General features: G+C 44.5%; 15 protein-coding genes, 2 pseudogenes and 1 riboswitch. Of the genes and pseudogenes, 12 read left to right on the forward strand and 5 right to left on the reverse strand.

The window, feature by feature from the left end:
* Nucleotides 1-4: 4 nt before the first annotated feature.
* A complete protein-coding gene (locus tag LRL21_RS36875; protein ID WP_240420801.1) occupies nt 5-493 on the forward strand; it encodes an NUDIX domain-containing protein in 489 nt (162 codons plus the stop codon).
* Here the strand turns inward: LRL21_RS36875 and LRL21_RS36880 are convergent.
* Entirely contained in the window at nt 475-660 is a 186-nt protein-coding gene (locus tag LRL21_RS36880; RefSeq protein WP_240420802.1) for a hypothetical protein, read from the reverse strand. The two genes, LRL21_RS36875 and LRL21_RS36880, sit on opposite strands and share 19 nt — an antisense overlap.
* A gap of 170 nt (nt 661-830) precedes the next feature.
* A riboswitch (cobalamin riboswitch) is annotated at nt 831-1,033 on the reverse strand.
* Between the two features lie 70 nt (nt 1,034-1,103).
* The gene (locus LRL21_RS36885) at nt 1,104-2,822 is read right to left on the reverse strand and encodes an alpha-keto acid decarboxylase family protein (protein WP_240420803.1); all 1,719 of its coding nucleotides are present in this window, start codon (nt 2,820-2,822) and stop codon (nt 1,104-1,106) included.
* A 241-nt stretch (nt 2,823-3,063) separates the two neighbouring features.
* Here LRL21_RS36885 and LRL21_RS36890 point away from each other — a divergent pair, with 241 nt between their 5' ends.
* The 9 genes from LRL21_RS36890 (at nt 3,064) to LRL21_RS36925 (ending at nt 9,415) form a co-directional block, all read left to right on the forward strand.
* A complete protein-coding gene (locus LRL21_RS36890) occupies nt 3,064-3,294 on the forward strand; it encodes a helix-turn-helix domain-containing protein (RefSeq protein WP_240420804.1) in 231 nt (76 codons plus the stop codon).
* A gap of 72 nt (nt 3,295-3,366) precedes the next feature.
* Nucleotides 3,367-4,128, forward strand: a complete 762-nt coding sequence (locus LRL21_RS36895; RefSeq protein WP_338044730.1) for a C-terminal binding protein — start codon at nt 3,367-3,369, stop codon at nt 4,126-4,128.
* Between the two features lie 37 nt (nt 4,129-4,165).
* Nucleotides 4,166-4,366: a hypothetical protein gene (locus tag LRL21_RS46485; protein WP_338044734.1), complete on the forward strand. Its 201-nt coding sequence runs from the start codon at nt 4,166-4,168 to the stop codon at nt 4,364-4,366.
* An 8-nt stretch (nt 4,367-4,374) separates the two neighbouring features.
* Complete coding sequence (locus tag LRL21_RS36900; RefSeq protein ID WP_240420805.1) at nt 4,375-4,560, forward strand: hypothetical protein; 186 nt, start codon at nt 4,375-4,377, stop codon at nt 4,558-4,560.
* Between the two features lie 212 nt (nt 4,561-4,772).
* A complete protein-coding gene (locus LRL21_RS36905) occupies nt 4,773-5,312 on the forward strand; it encodes a histidine phosphatase family protein (RefSeq protein WP_240420806.1) in 540 nt (179 codons plus the stop codon).
* Between the two features lie 20 nt (nt 5,313-5,332).
* A complete protein-coding gene (locus tag LRL21_RS36910) occupies nt 5,333-5,677 on the forward strand; it encodes a hypothetical protein (RefSeq protein WP_240420807.1) in 345 nt (114 codons plus the stop codon).
* A gap of 15 nt (nt 5,678-5,692) precedes the next feature.
* Nucleotides 5,693-6,682, forward strand: a complete 990-nt coding sequence (locus LRL21_RS36915; protein ID WP_240420808.1) for a hypothetical protein — start codon at nt 5,693-5,695, stop codon at nt 6,680-6,682.
* A 338-nt stretch (nt 6,683-7,020) separates the two neighbouring features.
* Entirely contained in the window at nt 7,021-7,908 is an 888-nt protein-coding gene (locus LRL21_RS36920; protein ID WP_240420809.1) for a hypothetical protein, read from the forward strand.
* A 508-nt stretch (nt 7,909-8,416) separates the two neighbouring features.
* Entirely contained in the window at nt 8,417-9,415 is a 999-nt protein-coding gene (locus tag LRL21_RS36925; RefSeq protein WP_240420810.1) for an ABC transporter substrate-binding protein, read from the forward strand.
* Between the two features lie 288 nt (nt 9,416-9,703).
* Here the strand turns inward: LRL21_RS36925 and LRL21_RS47020 are convergent.
* A pseudogene (locus tag LRL21_RS47020) lies at nt 9,704-10,945 on the reverse strand (ISL3 family transposase).
* Between the two features lie 426 nt (nt 10,946-11,371).
* Here LRL21_RS47020 and LRL21_RS36940 point away from each other — a divergent pair.
* Both LRL21_RS36940 and LRL21_RS36945 read left to right on the forward strand, forming a co-directional pair.
* Entirely contained in the window at nt 11,372-12,055 is a 684-nt protein-coding gene (locus LRL21_RS36940) for an Lrp/AsnC family transcriptional regulator (RefSeq protein WP_240420813.1), read from the forward strand.
* A gap of 98 nt (nt 12,056-12,153) precedes the next feature.
* The gene (locus LRL21_RS36945) at nt 12,154-15,180 is read left to right on the forward strand and encodes an efflux RND transporter permease subunit (RefSeq protein WP_240420814.1); all 3,027 of its coding nucleotides are present in this window, start codon (nt 12,154-12,156) and stop codon (nt 15,178-15,180) included.
* Between the two features lie 150 nt (nt 15,181-15,330).
* On the opposite strand, the pseudogene LRL21_RS47025 reads toward LRL21_RS36945, so the two are convergent.
* Together LRL21_RS47025 and LRL21_RS36955 are read right to left on the reverse strand one after the other, a co-directional pair.
* A pseudogene (locus LRL21_RS47025) lies at nt 15,331-16,060 on the reverse strand (ISL3 family transposase); the annotation flags it as partial.
* A gap of 146 nt (nt 16,061-16,206) precedes the next feature.
* Nucleotides 16,207-16,413 (reverse strand): hypothetical protein, encoded by a 207-nt coding sequence (locus LRL21_RS36955; RefSeq protein WP_240420816.1) that lies wholly within the window; start codon nt 16,411-16,413, stop codon nt 16,207-16,209.
* Between the last annotated feature and the right edge of the window lie 80 nt (nt 16,414-16,493).

The raw sequence follows: 16,493 nt of genomic DNA on the forward strand, positions 1-16,493 counted from the left end.
AATAATGAATTATGAGTTTCTTGGTGCATTGCCTAATCAAAATATAATCTTAACGAAGAAAAGTTTAATTGATGAAGCTAATTGTGTGCTGATTTTCGCCTTCTATAAAGGTAAATTGGTTCTTGTTAAACATCATTGTCGCGGTTGGGAACTACCTGGAGGGAATAGGGAGGAAGGCGAATCGGTTACACAAACGGTTATTAGAGAGATGTATGAAGAGACTGGTGGAGAACTCGATTCGATTGAAAGGATTGGACAATATTTAATTTTTGAAGAGGCTCGTCTAGTATTTGTGAAAAATATTTATATCTCAAAGGTGAGTGTCCTTAGGGAGCTGCCGAGCGGATTTGAAACCAATGGGGTCATGCTGCTGGATACGATTCCAAAGCAATTAGAATTTATGAATGACCCCACATTTAGTCCATTAATGAAAGACAATGTGTTCCTGATTGTGTCCGAATGGATCAAGGATCATCAATTTACCCAAAAGTGAAGCGTTTTGTTACACAGATTCAGCCAACGCTCACGCGTCGCAGGATCTGTGTATTCGAGATGACAAATGAGGGTTTCCAAGTCGTCAATAGTGAAATTTTGAATGAAAGCGGTTATGATTCGTTCGTCTTCCACATGGGACAAAAAATGAACCAATTCGTAACGCATTTTAGTCCTCCTTGTCGTCACTCGACTTGTTATTAATTAATGGAAAAAAATGTAATTAAATACAATTAATAAATAAAAAAGGTGTCCTTCCCGGAATGAGCATAGGGGAAGACACCTTCATTTTGTTAAATGATGGATCGTCTAACACCTCCCTATTTCCCGTAGGTTTAACAGCGCTGTTGAAACAGGCAGGTCTCCTGGCTATAGGTCTCATCGTCACCAGCAGCCTTCCCGGTTGAAACTCAACCAGTGGCGTCTTGCAGTGACTCAACCATGACAGTGGCGGGACCGCGTCGGTTTTACACCGAACTTCCCTTTTAAGCTTACCTGTATACGCTTGCAGCAGGTAAGCACCTATTTCCAATATTCAATTATGAATGTCTTATACCCATCATATCCCAACTGGTGAAGCCGCACAAGGATTCTGTTTTTTTAAGTTGATTCTAATCCTGACTGCGCTGCTTTTCCTGCATCTCCAAATAGTTGCGCATTCGGCGCATATTGTCGGGTGCGTCCATAGGATCCGCGGCGATCATTTCAATGATACAAAGTCTTCCGTTATGTTCCTTATCAGCTTGGGTTATAGCTTGATCAAGCTCTCCATAGGTCCGGACAGTCACGGCAAACGCATCGCCTCCAAAGGCTTCGGCCAGCTTGGTATATGACCAGCGCGGAATTTGGTTATATGGCTGATCCTCTGTTTTGACATTCAAATATTTCTCTATAGTATAACCATCGTTGTTCAATATGAAAATAATGGGTTTACATTCATAATAGAGCATGGAGCTAATCTCTTGGGCTGTCAGCTGCAAGGAGCCGTCACCTGTAAATAACAACACGCGCCGGTCCGGCGCAGCGATACTCGCACCAAATGCCGAGGGTGTGGCATAACCGATGGATTCCCAGCCTCCCTGTGCAATATATGTTACATTGCGAGGCAATCTCACCTGCGACATCCCGTTGTAAAACGTACCGGTCTCTGCGATCACAATATCCTTCTCTTTCAGCATCTGCTGAAAACGAGGATAATAAATGGCCGCAGTTAAAGGCGTATTGGTACTGCCGGTTATTTGGTCGTATGGGAATGTCGCTTTTCCCGACAAGCCTTGGCCTTTGTACCCAACCTTCTGTACCGCAAGCAGCATGTCAGCTGCGAACACATTTGGATATTCTGCTTCCGCAACCTTAACCATGTCCGGTTGAATATCAACGGTTACCCGTGGGTTCAGCTTCGCCGTGAAGTTTGCGGTGTTAGTGTCCGCCCATACCATGCCTACCGCAATGACACAGTCTGCATGCTCCACCGTTGTTTGAACCTCAGAACTTCCAAAAGAGCCTCCGTACATCCCTATATAATTCGGATGGGTTTCGTCGAATGCACCCTTTCCGAACATCATTGTCGCAACAGGCACGTTCATGGCGTCGGCCAACTGCCGAACTGCTGTGTCTAGACCAAAACGCATTGTTTTGACATCAACCAGAATGACCGGACGGTGGGCGCGCTCCAGCAGCTGGCGGAGATGTTCCGTTGCAGCCTGAAGGGTTTTCAGATTGGATGTTGGACGAGGCGGTACCGGCTCTCTTCGGACAATGATCGGCTTGATTACTAAATCATCAGCGACAACCAGGTACACCGGTTTTTTCTTCTCCTTCGCAATACGAATGGCGGCAGGAATTTCAATCTCGGCGTTTTCCGTCGTCAGTACCGCAGTGTAAGCCGAAATCAGCTCATACACCTTGTGGAAGACGTCGAAATTTCCATTCATAAGAGTATGGTGCATCAGCTTGTGTTGCTTTTGATCCTTCTCGGGAGGCGCACCCACTATGTGAATCAGCGGCACATTCTCGCTGTTAGCTCCCGCTATCGCATTGCAGGCACTGAGCTCCCCGACCCCGAAAGTCGTAATCAAAGCGGACAAACCTTTGACTCTTGCGTAGCCATCTGCTGCATAGCCTGAGTTCAATTCGTTCCGTCCACTAACAAACCGGATTCCGTTATATCGCTCCAGCGTATCCAAGAGTGTGAAATTATAGTCTCCGGCGACGCCAAAAATTTCAGTAATGCCCTCCAGCCTCAGGCAATCGAATAAATACTGACCAAGTGTTTTTTGAGTTGTTCCAGCTTGGTGGTCAGAGCTGCCCACCGCTGTCATGGTTCTCATCTCTTGCTCACTCTCCCTATCCTTTTAAGTCTGTCCTTGAATAAGATACCCTTTTCATTGGATGGGTTATTCACTAAGAAACATTCACGCCACCGGACGAATCTCAATGCACATAGATATAACAACGAGAGTTAAATGATTCCCCTTTTTTTAGCAATCATAGTGAAGAGGCGAAGCCAATAATCATGATACGATAGCTACGAGAAATTGAAGATGAGCAGCATGAAAGGGGATATTGAGGATGAGTAAGGTACGAATCGGCTTAGTGGGTATAGGAAGCATGGGAACCGCACATGTTCGTATTAATCAAGCCCGTATCGAATTTGTACTCGACCCAAACGTATCGGTCACGGATGTATGCTTTCGGGTCGGCTTTAAGCACTTGGCGCATTTCAGCCGAGTATTTAAGGAGCTTGTGGGTGTCACTCCGGTTCAATATAAGAAATTACTGACGGCTACGCCAGTACAATAATTGACAATCTTGGCCAACAGTTGAAAGGTATTTCCATATTCTTCATTATTATGATTAGGAGGCTTCGGGATCATGCGCAAATGGAAAGTAGTAGTAACCGACTGGGAATACCTGGATCTACGCTTCGAGGAAGCGGTGTTTCAAGCTTATGACAATATCGAGCTGGTAACCGCACAGTGTCAGACCGAGGAAGAGGTAATCGAGGTTTGCCGTGATGCGGACGCGATGATCAATCAGTATGCGCCGATTAGCCGTAAAGTGCTTGAACAGCTTGACACTTGCAAAGTGATCACGCGCTACGGTGTTGGTGTCGATACAATTGACCTGGAGGCGGCAAAGGAAAAGGGCATTTGCGTGGCGAACGTTCCTGATTATTGTGTGGACGAGGTTTCAGATCATGCATTAGCCTTGTTACTATCTTGGACCCGCAAGGTGACATTAGCAAATCATGCTGTCAAAAATGGTGTCTGGGATTTCAAGGTGACACAGCCAATATACCGTCTGAGTGGCCAAACAATCGGTTTGATCGGCTTCGGCAAAATCCCGCAGTCGCTAGCTGAGAAGGTAAAGCCGCTTGGGCTTCGCGTCATCGTAGCAGATCCTTACTTCACCGAGAAAGCCGATGTGGAAAAAGGGGTAGAGCTCGTTTCTCTTAGAACGCTGTGTAAGGAGTCCGACTATATTTCGGTTCATGCCCCATTGACTGCGGCTACACGGGGAATGATCGGTGAAGAGCAATTCTCACTTATGAAAAAGGAAGCTATCCTCATTAATACATCAAGGGGGGCCGATCGTCAACGAACAAGCGTTGATAGCAGCACTGGATGTGGTTGAATCAGAGCCGATACACGCCAACAATCCATTACTTAAGATGGATCAAGTTATTTTAACACCGCATGTCGCCTGGTACTCCGAGCAATCGGCTGCCGAATTGCGTTCCAAGGCTGTCATGGGGGTCGTCGACGTATTAGTGCACGGAGAGTATCCTAAATATTTGGTCAATCCGAAAGTGAAAGACCTCATTCAGCTCAAACCGTCCAATAACGAAGAACGATACGCCAAACTTGTCTAAAAACATGAATGAATGCAACTTTGGATTGGTGGCAGGATAGGTATTCATCCAAAAAAGCCTTTGGAATAAAAACCAAAGGCTTTTTGTATATTACGGCAACCGATTCGAACCGCTGGGAGAAAGTTGTTACTTGGGACGAAAAGGCCGTGGCAGGCAAAGGTGCTTTCGTCACATATGGTTACATCTGTCGCTGAATTCAGAAATTTGTCCTTAACAATTCGTAATTGCTGTATTCCTTAATATTAGTTCATCTACACTGGCTTCCATCTGACTTCAGGTGGGGCCTATTTGACGTTCGCTTGGATATTGTGATGCCGGATATCCCATTTTGTGGTATTATTAAAAATTAAATGCAAGTGCAATCTTACCTAATAATATTGCTTGTTGATACAGGGGAGGTAATGGTGTGATATATGTTGTAAGACATGGGCAAACAGATTTGAACAAAGAAGGAAGGCTTCAGGGAAGACAAGGTTTGCAATTAAACGAATATGGACAACAACAAGCTAAAGCTTTAGCGGAAAGTCTTGAAAATATCAAATTTGATTATGTTTATTCCTCCCCTCAAAAAAGAGCCATTCAAACAGCCGAGATTGCAACTGGTATGAAGCCGATAATTGATAATAGACTTGATGTGTTTGACTTAGGCGAGGCCGACACTTTGAAAAGATGCGAAGTTAAGATGGCTGGAGTAGTTCCTGATTCTAGTGTGTATAAAGGTGTCGAAGATTTAAACAGCTTCGTAAAGAGAATTTTCGAATTTATGCATCAGCTTAAGATTGCTTACGGCACAGAAAATATTAACATTTTACTTTCTGGGCATAGATGTACAACTGGTTGTATTGGTGCTTATTTTGAGGGAATTCCGAAAGACGGCAATGTTTTAAGGTATTCATCAGATAATGGACAATATAAAGTTTATACAGAATGGAAACAAGGTAGTTAAGCGTAGTAGCACCAATTCCGATGCAGGCAAGCATTCAAGAAGCGTTACGGATAACCACGGTTGGATTCTGGGAAGATGCCGACAAGCCGCTGCGCAATGCCATTCTTATTCCGCCCAAGGGTGAAGTTTTCGTGGCCAAATATGTAACAGGTTACGAACGTAATATCCTCATCATGAGCGATAAATCGAATTATGGTAGAAAATGGGTAATGAATGAAGAGCTAAAACCGGTTCTAAAAGCCGAAGGAAAACTTGCAACAAACCCCACCAATCCAAAATTCATGTCGGAATATCGCTTGGTACTTCAGGTATTCCTCGAAAAACACCGCGATGGGCTCGAATCAGCTCTATCTATTTTTGCCTAAAGGAGGCTTCTACACATGAAAATCGTTTACCGCAGCTTTTACGTGACTGCTGGAGTATTTGTCTGTCTGCTGATCAGCCTGTATGCCTCTCATATTGCCGTCGCCGTCGCCCCGTCATCCGCTTTCTATCATAAGTTCGAGCCGTCGGCGCTTCCACCCATCATTACCTTATTTGAAAATACGCCGTTGTATCCGGGTCCAGATGAATCCGTCGATCCTTCGTCTATCATTGCCCCTCAAGATGTGGAAGCGGTAGAGGCGGAAAAGGATTGGTATGTAACCGCTCAGAGCGGAGATCCAGGCAAGAGGTGGATCAAGATCAAAACAACGTGGCTCGGAGAAATGTGGATACACTTGGACTACAATCGAATTGGAACGGTGAAACAAGCCGATACGAACATCGCTCTGATATGGCCCGCTGCTTTGTATACAGAGCCAGTGAAGGCTGCGTTAACGGATGTCGTTCTTTCCCCGCAGACCGTTCACTGCAACGCGATGTTTATTACCCCTGGCGGTAACAGCGCTTACCGTATTGAAACGTCCTGGCTTGGAGATCAATGGCTGGTTAACCCTAACTATATCCTTCTTGACATGGAAATATTGAACCGTGAAATGAAACTCCCGACGGAAACGTTACGGTTGGAGGACTGGGATACGGCACACCGTATGCAGAGCCCAGCTGAAGCTCATTTCATTCCGCCGCAAACCGTATTCGCCTTGGAAAAGACCGTCAGCGGTGAATACCATGTCCGTGCCGAAGATGGCAGCACCTTCTGGGTCAACCCTGCTTACGCCCAGCCGGTTGGGACCAAGGAGATTAACGAAACGATTGAGTTAAGCAAAAATACTTTGGTCCATCTGGTTCCTACAGCATCCCTTCCAATCTTCGGAGCTCTCACCCCGCAAAAGGTGAAGGCTTTCCAACAGTGGGACGATCCTGATGGAAAGCGCTGGTACCGGATACACAGCTGGAACGGCGATCTATGGATTTTGCCGGATAATTGAACAGATAAGAAGGAAGCCTTAAACTCATCAGAGGACAATTGTAAAATTTTGATACCTGGACTATCATATCTAATCCTACTTAGGATAAGATATTTTTTTATTCATTGAATATGATGATCGTCATAATATATGATTATGATAATCATCATAATTGTGCTCGGAAAATCGAACCGAGGGAGTTGAATAATGTAACCGCGGCAGCTGGGCTTGGAGGTTGTCTTTTTTATACTGTTTAGAAGAAGCCTTATATTAAGATCCGCATTTGTAACAGTTGCCCCTGGTCAAAACACCACGTATTATACAGCATCTTATCGAAGTCTGGGAGGCTGAAAATAATAATGAAACATCTAGTTGCTAAAAGTAGAAAACCTGGGTTTAGTAAGCCATTATTTAACCCCAGAGTCGTTACTCTATCAACACGTTCGGTAGTATATGATATTGACAAGTCATCAGTAAATGTTGTCATTGTGTGCATTAGTGGCTTTCGTGGAGGAAATAGCAATGGAATGACCACTCTAAGGGACACTTTAAGGGAAAAACTGACGGTAAAATACGGGGTTAATCCGAACAACATTTTTCACATCAAATGGAACCAAGAAAATGACAGCGACCCTAGAAATATTCCTTTAATAAGTGACATAAATAAAGAAATTGTTAAACGTACTAAAAACCCGAGGTATGTCGCACTTATTGGACATTCATTTGGTGGGTGGGCGGCAAGTAGACTCTCTAGAATGACTCTAAAAATCCCTGATTTTGTTGGCCTTGTGGATCCGGTATACGGGCCTGCCAATAGATTAAAAAAACCAGGAGATGTGCCCCGAGGGAGTAAGATCATAGAGTGGTTTCAAAACAACGGCATTACTGGCTTAACGGATTGTCCACCGTATTTGAGGGTTCCATGCACATCCGATGGAGAAGGCTTAGCGTGTGGTTTTCAAGGTGTGCCAGGCGCAGCGCAAAGACCTGTTAAATATTTGCGAACTTGGCATGGAGCAAGAATTCCATGCAGTAAAACGGATAAGTCTCCACTTCTTGCCTACCATACGAGCATTGATGATGATCAAAGGGTTCATCATGAAATATTTAATCAAATAGATCGCGACTTAAGCAAGTTTATTAAAAAGAGTTCGCTTCATAGAAGCTTAATAACGGCAAAAATAAAGGTTAAGAGACGCTCTGCATGCAAATGCCATACTAAGAATGTTCGTGTTTTTTTAAAGTAAACAATTGGTTGTATGCCTATCCCATGTTATATTATTAATAATGATTCTCATTGTCATACAATTTGTGGGGCGACTTTCGTTTGGGATTCGCTGCTATCCGTGAAATGGTAAAAAAGAGAAGCTCTGACAACTTGCCATCACAGGCTGTCAGAGCTTTTTGATAGCTTTCAGCGTCGAACATGGACCGAACAAGCACCCAACTTAACAACAACCATCTGTACCAGAGTAAATGAAGGAGGGCGGCCCACATGTTGGAATCCCATTTATTTTCTAATGAATCTATAAGGAAAGAATGGCTCCTCCAAGTCCGTTTCAGCTTGACGATGCCATCAAACTCCTGAGCACATAAATCAAATAGGGTTGGAGCAGTGAGAGACCAATTGACAAATTATATGATAATGATTATCATTATCTGATGTAAATACTGCTGATGTGGGGAACCCCTCGAATTAGGATTAGTCAGCATTTCCTCATAACACCAACTATCATCATATGTGGAGGTAACACCATGAATAAGAAACGCATATACCCATTGTTAGGATTGTTATTAGGCGCCGCAATAGTAGGAGTTGGATGTTCAACCACAACTGATAATAGCGGAGAAGGCAGCCATTCACCGTCAGCCTCTTCGGGATCGTCTGCAACAGCGAAACCCGCTGCTGAGCGTGTAATGAAGGATGCGCTTGGTCACGAAGTGAACATACCGGCAAAACCCGAGAGAATTATCGCTACCTATCTTGAGGATCATCTACTTGCTCTTGGAGTCAAACCGGTCGCCCAATGGTCGATCAACAACGGGAAGTCAGTGCAGAACTACCTTCAGAAGGATCTGAAAGGGATTCCCACCATACCAAGCGACCTGCCATTCGAATCAGTCTTGAGCTTTGCTCCGGACTTAATCCTCGTGGACAGTGCGGAGCAAGTAGCCGGTGACAAATATGCCCAATATGCTAAAATTGCACCGACATTCACCGTAGGGAGCGAAGTTAACAATGACTGGCGGCAGGAGTTAATGACTGTAGCCGAAGTATTGAATAAAAGCGAAGAAGCTAAGAAGGTTTTGGTAAGCTACGATTTAAAGGTGAAAGAAGCGAAGGAGAAATTAAAGCAGGAGATCGGGACCAAATCCGTGGCTGTTCTCTGGGTAACTAACAAAAATGTATATGTGCCGAGCGAAAAGCTGTCCTGCGGTGACGTTCTGTACCGGGACCTGGGTCTAACCGTACCAGAAGAGATCAAGGAAATTTCCAAAACAGCTACAAACAACTGGAATCCTATTGCCATGGAGAAGCTGGCTCAAATGAACATTGATTATATGTTTTTGGTGAACAGCAAGAGAGTTGAGAATGAAGAGCTCCTGAAGGAGCCGGTTTGGGCCGGCATTCCAGCTGTCAAAAACGGGCAAGTATTCAAATATGACGATAATGCAAGCTGGCTATATACAGGTGTCATTGCAAATACCCAGATGGTTGACAATGTTCTGGAAAGCATCTTGAAGAAGAAATAACTAGGCGGCTATGAAAACTCAGCTGAAGGCTTCGGATTGTTTAAGTATGGGGCTCAGTCAGTTGAATGCTGTGAAGATTACCGAATTCATTGCTCAGATCACCAGATAGTTGTCCGGATATATCAGATTAAGATCGCCGCAAAATAGACGCACTTCTTGAGAATCTGCAAATTGTTGTGTAAGTTGAAACGCGACCCTTTATAAAGCTATTTAAGCGAGCCTTTTCTCCATACAATGGAGAAAAGGCTCGTTATTTTTGGCTCAACCTCAAAATCAGTGCTTGAATATTCAGCCCAAAAACCGTTTACGGTTGCATTCGACTAAAATACCGGCTTTATAACGATCCCGATTAGGTGTGAAATAATGCCGACGTTGATAAGCTTTAATTCGGTTATGCCGACCTTTTACGGTAGCATTGGTCCAACGGCAACGATGGTAATTGATGATTTCTTCTTGCCAGTTACGCATCGTTTTCAGTGCGCTCGTGACGGCTTGATGGTCGAATTGTACCCCCTGCTGGCACCAACGGTTGAATCCATGCGTTGCGACTTCCACATCCGGTGAACAGTCATACCACGTCGTAAAAGCTTCTTTCCATTCCCAAACACGGTGCAGGAGTGGGGAGTAACCTAACAGTTCATTGAGTTTTTTCTTGCTTTCCGCTGATAGCGATTCCGCTTGGGGGTTCAGCAATCGGTGATGGGCTTTGAGCAACGCTTTTGCTCATGGAGAAAGCGTACTTTGTACGGCATTTCGAACCTCCTGTAAGGCTTCAATGACATATCCATGGACATGAAAGCGGTCAGCGATCCGGATGGCTTTGGGAAAGCATTCGCTGATCCAGGTATGATAAGCCTTGGCCAAGTCCATAACCACAGCTTTGGGTTCGAGTTGCAGGAAGTGCGGGTGCCACTGGGCGTAGGCCCACAAATTCTCCAGCTTTCGCCCAGACAAAAGATCAAGCAGGGTCTCCCATTTGAGGTCATGAATGCCCGTATTGTAGGTATGCCCTTTCCTTATAGCGAAGTCATCGCCCCCCAAGACCAGGCCGATGCTTTCAGTGGCTTGTTTCCACGCCTGCTTGGAAAGGCGTTCACTTTCCACAAGAACCACATCGTTGTGCAACCGGTGCACCGTACTGGTCGGTGCTTGCTGCATAAGGGCGCTATGCGCAGCGGTGGAGCTAAAGGCTTGCTCGGCAGCCCGTTCTCGAAAAAGGTGACTGTACCGTCTTTTAGGTCCGACAAACTCGTACATCCAGACAAAACCGATCTCGCATGACGAGCAGTGCATACGAATTGTCGGCACGATGAGAACCACTTTTTTTCCGAACGCAGGCAGATGCTGAACCTTTCGTGGGTGATTATTTCCTTTGCGTATGACACATTCATCGGACTGACAAAGCGGACAGTCTTGTTTGTAGGTCACAGGTGTAACCTCGATATGGACTTCATCTGCGCTCATCGGCACAATCTGGTGGATCTGGAGCTCTGGCAAGTCGAGCATTTCCTTGATATACTGGTTCTGCATCTGTTTATTCCTTTTTTGTTGTTGGGTAGGACTTTCAACAATACAGGATGAGCAGATGTTTTTCCATTTTCAACCTTAGATCAATTCGTCAATCACAGGTTTTGGTGTAGAGCCCAAAAAGTCAATCACTTTTTTTCTTACAAAAACGTATATTGTACACAGAAGATTTCAAGATGACGGCGGCACTAGAGCATATCCAAGCTGTATATTTTAGACAATATGAATCCCAAAAAGTTTGAGGTTCCACTACTAAATTCAACCAATCTGTGTCTTCAACTGGATAGGTCATGTTTGAACTTGATGGCTACATAAACTATGGGATTGACATTCGAATGATATCAAAATAAACTATTAATAAAATACACAAAAAACCAAAAAACGTTTTTACTGTTTAATCAATTGATAAAAGGAGTGGGAGGTCATTCTGTGTTACTAACCAAGCGACGTATGCAATTTTTGCAAAAGCTGATGGATTTATATCAAAAGACTAACCTGCCTATTCATTACGAAACGTTGGCGCAGACTCTGGAGGTAAGTAAGTGGACGGCCTATGACATGCTTAAAGAAATTGAAAAGCTTGGGTATCTCTCACGTAGCTACCAGGTCAATTCCAAGGAAACGGGGAGGTCACAGGTTTTGTATGTTCCAACAGCCAAAGCATCCCAGTTGTTCGAGCAGAATCTAAGTGAAGATTTTGATCCTATAGAATGGAAGGCAACAGTTGCAAAAATCAATAAACTGCTTTCCCGCTTAAAAGGCAGTGCTCAGACTGAAGCGATTCAATTAATGCTGGAGGAGACATCGAAAGTAAGCTCACGCCTTGATTTTTGTGCCTATATTATCGGTCTGCTGCTCATGTTTTTAAGAAAGCTAAGCGGGAAAAATGATTATTTGATTCATGACCTCGTCAGCAGAGCGCCAAATAATGAAACAGGGATGACAGTGTTTGTTGGAATGGTTCTCGGCACGGCGATCCAAACACTGAATGATGAAATTGGTGTTGAATTGATCGAAATGGTATCCCAATATTTTAAATCGATATTGGATCTTACCGAAATTGAAAAAGAAATGTTATTCGATTTTCTGATCCAGGCTTTGCGTAAATCGTGAAGCACTTGGTTTTTATTTAGTTTTTGGGTCTTTTGTGTTTTTTTAGATCACTCATGTATCGGAGCGGATGGAAAATGTTAAAAATAACTGAGTTCTCTATGAAAAATATTTCCGCAATTTTGATCATTGCTATTATGCTGACGATGGGTGGCATCTACTCGGCTTCATTATTGAAAATAGAGAGCCTTCCCAACAAAGAGAATCCTTTTGTATATATTCAAACCGTATATCCGGCACCTCCCGAAGATGTTCTTAAAGATGTAACAAAGAAGCTAGAGGAAAAGGTTGAGGGACTTGACGGCTTAAAAAAAGTAAATTCAGTCTCCAGCAATAGCTTTTCTCAAATCACATTAGAGCTGGAAGAAGGAGTTTCCGCGAAGGACGCCAAGAAAGAGGTCGAGAGCCTCATTCAATCGGTTAAATTGCCTGCAGATGCAGAAAAGCCCAAGGTGCTCAACCAGGGTGTCGTGTCGGCACCCGTCTATTACTTGTCATTACACGGTAAGGATGGCGTCAGCCAGGCTGAACTTAGCAGGTTGCTGGACGACGTATTCCTACCGGGATTCAGAAGTATTCGCGGCATAGAACGGATCGAATCCATAGGGAACAGTGAGGCTGTCGTAAAAATCAAGTTGAATGCAGGCGCGATCAACCAATACGGTCTGACTCCTTCTCAAGTTGCGGGGTACATAGAAGCATGGCTGGTGTCCAAACCCGCCGGGGATGTTGATTTCAAGGGCAGTACAGAGATGCTGCGCGTCAAAGGCGAGCTGAATACGCTGTACGCTTTGGCTTCAATGAAGGTCACTTCACCGGGTGGAGATTTGATTGACCTGAATAAGCTTGCTAAGATCGAGGCGATCGATGATTCCAAGTTTATTAGCCGTTTGAACGGGCTACCAGCTATTGCGGTTCATTTGTATAAATCGGATTCCGCCAATGTTGTCGAATTTACGAAGCAGGCAGACCAGCTTATTGAAGTGTGGAAGCAGCAATACCCGAACCTTTCCTTCGATATTGTCATTAATGGGTCGATCGAAATTAACAAATCCGTTTCAGGTATGATACAGGAAGGCATACTCGGTGCGTTGCTTGCCTCCGTTATCATTCTGGTGTTTTTACGTAATGTTCGCATGACAGGTATTGTATTGGTATCCATTCCATTATCGATTCTCATTACGTTAATTTGCATGTATCTCCTTAACATCACGATTAATATTATGACGTTGGGCGGAATCGTTATTGCCATTGGGCGCGTAGTCGATGATAGCATCGTGGTCATCGAAAATATTTATTCACAGCTGCAAAAGAAGCAGGAGCGAGATGAATCGGTGATCCTGCTGGCCACGAAACAAGTTTCGTCAGCCATCACCTCTTCAACCATTACGACGGTAGCCGTATTTCTGCCACTTGGCTTGGTCAGTGGTGCACCGGGTACGATTTTGTCCCAATTCGCAATAACCGTCGCCTGCGCCCTGATGTCTTCATTAGTTGTCGCTTTAACCGTCATTCCGCTAATGGCCAAACTATTTGTACTGCGCCAAAAGAAGCTTGTGTCCCATGAAGAGCAGCAAGGTGCTAGGACTACTGGCTATTTAAGGCTACTGCGCTGGAGCTTAAATCATAAGATCATTACGCTGCTTATTGCTACAGTTTTATTAGTAGGTTCGATTTCCGTCTCAGCTCCTTTCATACAAGTCGTGTTTCTTCCGGACGGGGAGACGGACAAAACGATCAGCTTCGACATTCAAGCGCCAAATGGAACCTCTCTTGCTGCCATGGATGAGCAAATGAAGCAGCTCGAAGAGTTATTGCGGGCAGCCAAAGCCCCCATGGGTGAGCCTGTTTTTAACAAGGTGGAGTCATTGGTAGGATACAATTGGCAGGAAAAAGATTTTCCCAATCGGGCCATTCTGCTTGCTGTAGTTAATGATTCATTACCAGCCAGAGAAACGATGAAGCATTATCAAGCCCAAATTCAATATGGGCTATCTAAAGAATTTAATGTATACAGCAACATCATTCCTGCACTCGGCATTTCACCTTCAAATAGTTTTGAATACCGGCTTATCGGAGACGATAAAGCTAAACTGAGGGAAGCGTCTGAGATTGTATCCAGCGTTATGAAGAAAAGCTCCAGCCTTTCCAATGTCAAAGACAGCTTTAGTGATTCCAACAAAGAAGTCGAGGTACGGGTTGACCAGAACAAAGCTCGCCTATATGGCTTGACGGCAGCCCAGGTACTGCAGACCGTACATAGCTGGATTGACGAAGTAGATCTGAACAAGATTACGTTTGATAACACCGAATTTCAAACCTATGTCGAGATGGATCCCTTGTATGTGGACGATCTCAAGAAGCTGGGCGAACTCAAGATTAAGACGCCGATCGGAGTTACCGTTTCCTTGAATGATATAGCCAAAATTAATCGCGTGTCCGCACCAACTTCGATTTATCGCGAAAACCAGCAGCAATATGCCGCAGTTACAGCTACGATTAACGGTCAAGATACAGGAGGAATTAGTAACAAAGTGACTGCCGAATTAGATGCCTTGCAGCTGCCCGGCGGTATCACTTCGAAGGTCCAAGGGGCAAGCTTAGATATCGCGAAGGCTTTCGGTGAAATGCTGATAGCTATGGTGACCTCCATTTTTCTTATTTATGTTATTATGGTGCTATCGTTTGGTAATGCCAGAGCTCCTTTCGCAATTCTTTTTTCCTTACCGTTCGCCACCATTGGAGGTATCGGCAGCCTGGTGTTGTCTGGAGAACCACTCGGCATTTCATCATTGTTTGGATTTCTCATGTTAATCGGGATTGTCGTGACCAATGCGATTGTATTAATAGATCGTGTGCAGCAACTGCAAGAGGTTGGAGCCTCTACGAGAGACGCGCTTTTGGAAGCAGGAGTTAGCCGATTGAGGCCGATTATGATGACAGCGGCAGCAACTATTATTGCCTTGCTTCCCCTTGTATTGGGCCATGGCGGTGGAACTGTCATCTCTAAAGGACTAGCGCTTGTTGTTATGGGAGGATTAACTACATCAACACTACTGACTTTGGTTGTTGTACCAGTTGTGTACGAAATGATTGAGACGATAAAAGCACGGCTATCCAGAGTATAAAAGAAGAGAAGCTCCTTATAGAGATTGTGTTAAAAGACCCATTAATCACGAAGCCGCACAGGAAGCTTACTCGGCTTCGAATCTTGCATTTAGGCTAAAAATTCGGTGCTTCTAAACGGTTTTTTCTAAATGGGGTCCCGCCAACATTTCCAGCAGATCATCCAACTTTTTCTGGTTTTCTGCTGATAGCGATTGCGCTTGAGGGTTCAGCAATCGGTGATGGGCTTTGAGCAACGCTTTTGCTCATGGAGAAAGCGTACTTTGTACGGCATTTCGAACCTCCTGTAAGGCTTCAATGACATAGCCATGGACATGAAAGCGGTCAGCGATCCGGATGACCTTGGGAAAGCATTCGCTGATCCAGGTATGATAAGCCTTGGCCAAATCCATAACCACAGCTTTGGGTTCGAGTTGCAGGAAGTGCGGGTGCCACTGGGCGTAGGCCCACAAATCCTCCAGCTTTCGCCCAGACAAAAGATCAAGCAGGGTCTCCCCTTTGAGGTCATGAATGCCTGTATGGTAGGTATGACCTTTCTTGATGGCAAAGTCATCGACTCCCAAGACCAAACCATGACTGTAACGTCTTTTAGGTCCGACAAACTCATAAACCCATACAAAACCGGCCTCACATGATGTGCAATGCATGCGAATTGTCGGAACGACGAGAGTGTCCTTTTTTCCGAATGCTGGAGTGTCGGACGGTACGAGGAGCATTGTTTCCTTTAAGGGTAACAAACTTATCTGATCGACAAATCGGGCAACCTTGTATGTGGGCTACTGGCTTTACTTCGATATGAACTTCATCTGCACGGATCGGCAAGATCTGGTCGATCTGTAGCTCTGGTATGTCGAGCATGTCCTTGATATGCGGGTTCTGCATCTGTCTATTCCTTTTGTTGTTTGGTAGGACTTACAACAATACAGGACTAGCAGCGTTCCGGCTCATCAAGTATCTGCCCAACAGGTGTTTTATTACGCTAAACATTGCTGTTAAGGCTCTAATATAGCCCTTTTCGTTGCCATAATCTATTCCTGCCGTGGCTTTGTTGAAGGATCTTGCACAAACTTACTCAGCATAGAGGTGCTGGATTTGGCTTGATCAACTAGATCTAGTATGACTTCTGTACCTTTTACAGCTAATTGACGCGCGGCTTTCCTAGTTTCCGGCAACAGGGAAAAAGCTACAGCTACGGTGATCAAAGCATATCCAAGCGGCGATTTTAATTTCATCATAAGTCGAACTCCTTTTCAAAAAGGGAATGGTAATATGCTATAAATCATTCCACTATTGGAGAAATCTATGCAGAGCCATT

The sequence above is a fragment of the Paenibacillus periandrae genome, assembly GCF_022458865.1.
GTDB classification, from domain to species: domain Bacteria; phylum Bacillota; class Bacilli; order Paenibacillales; family NBRC-103111; genus Paenibacillus_S; species Paenibacillus_S periandrae.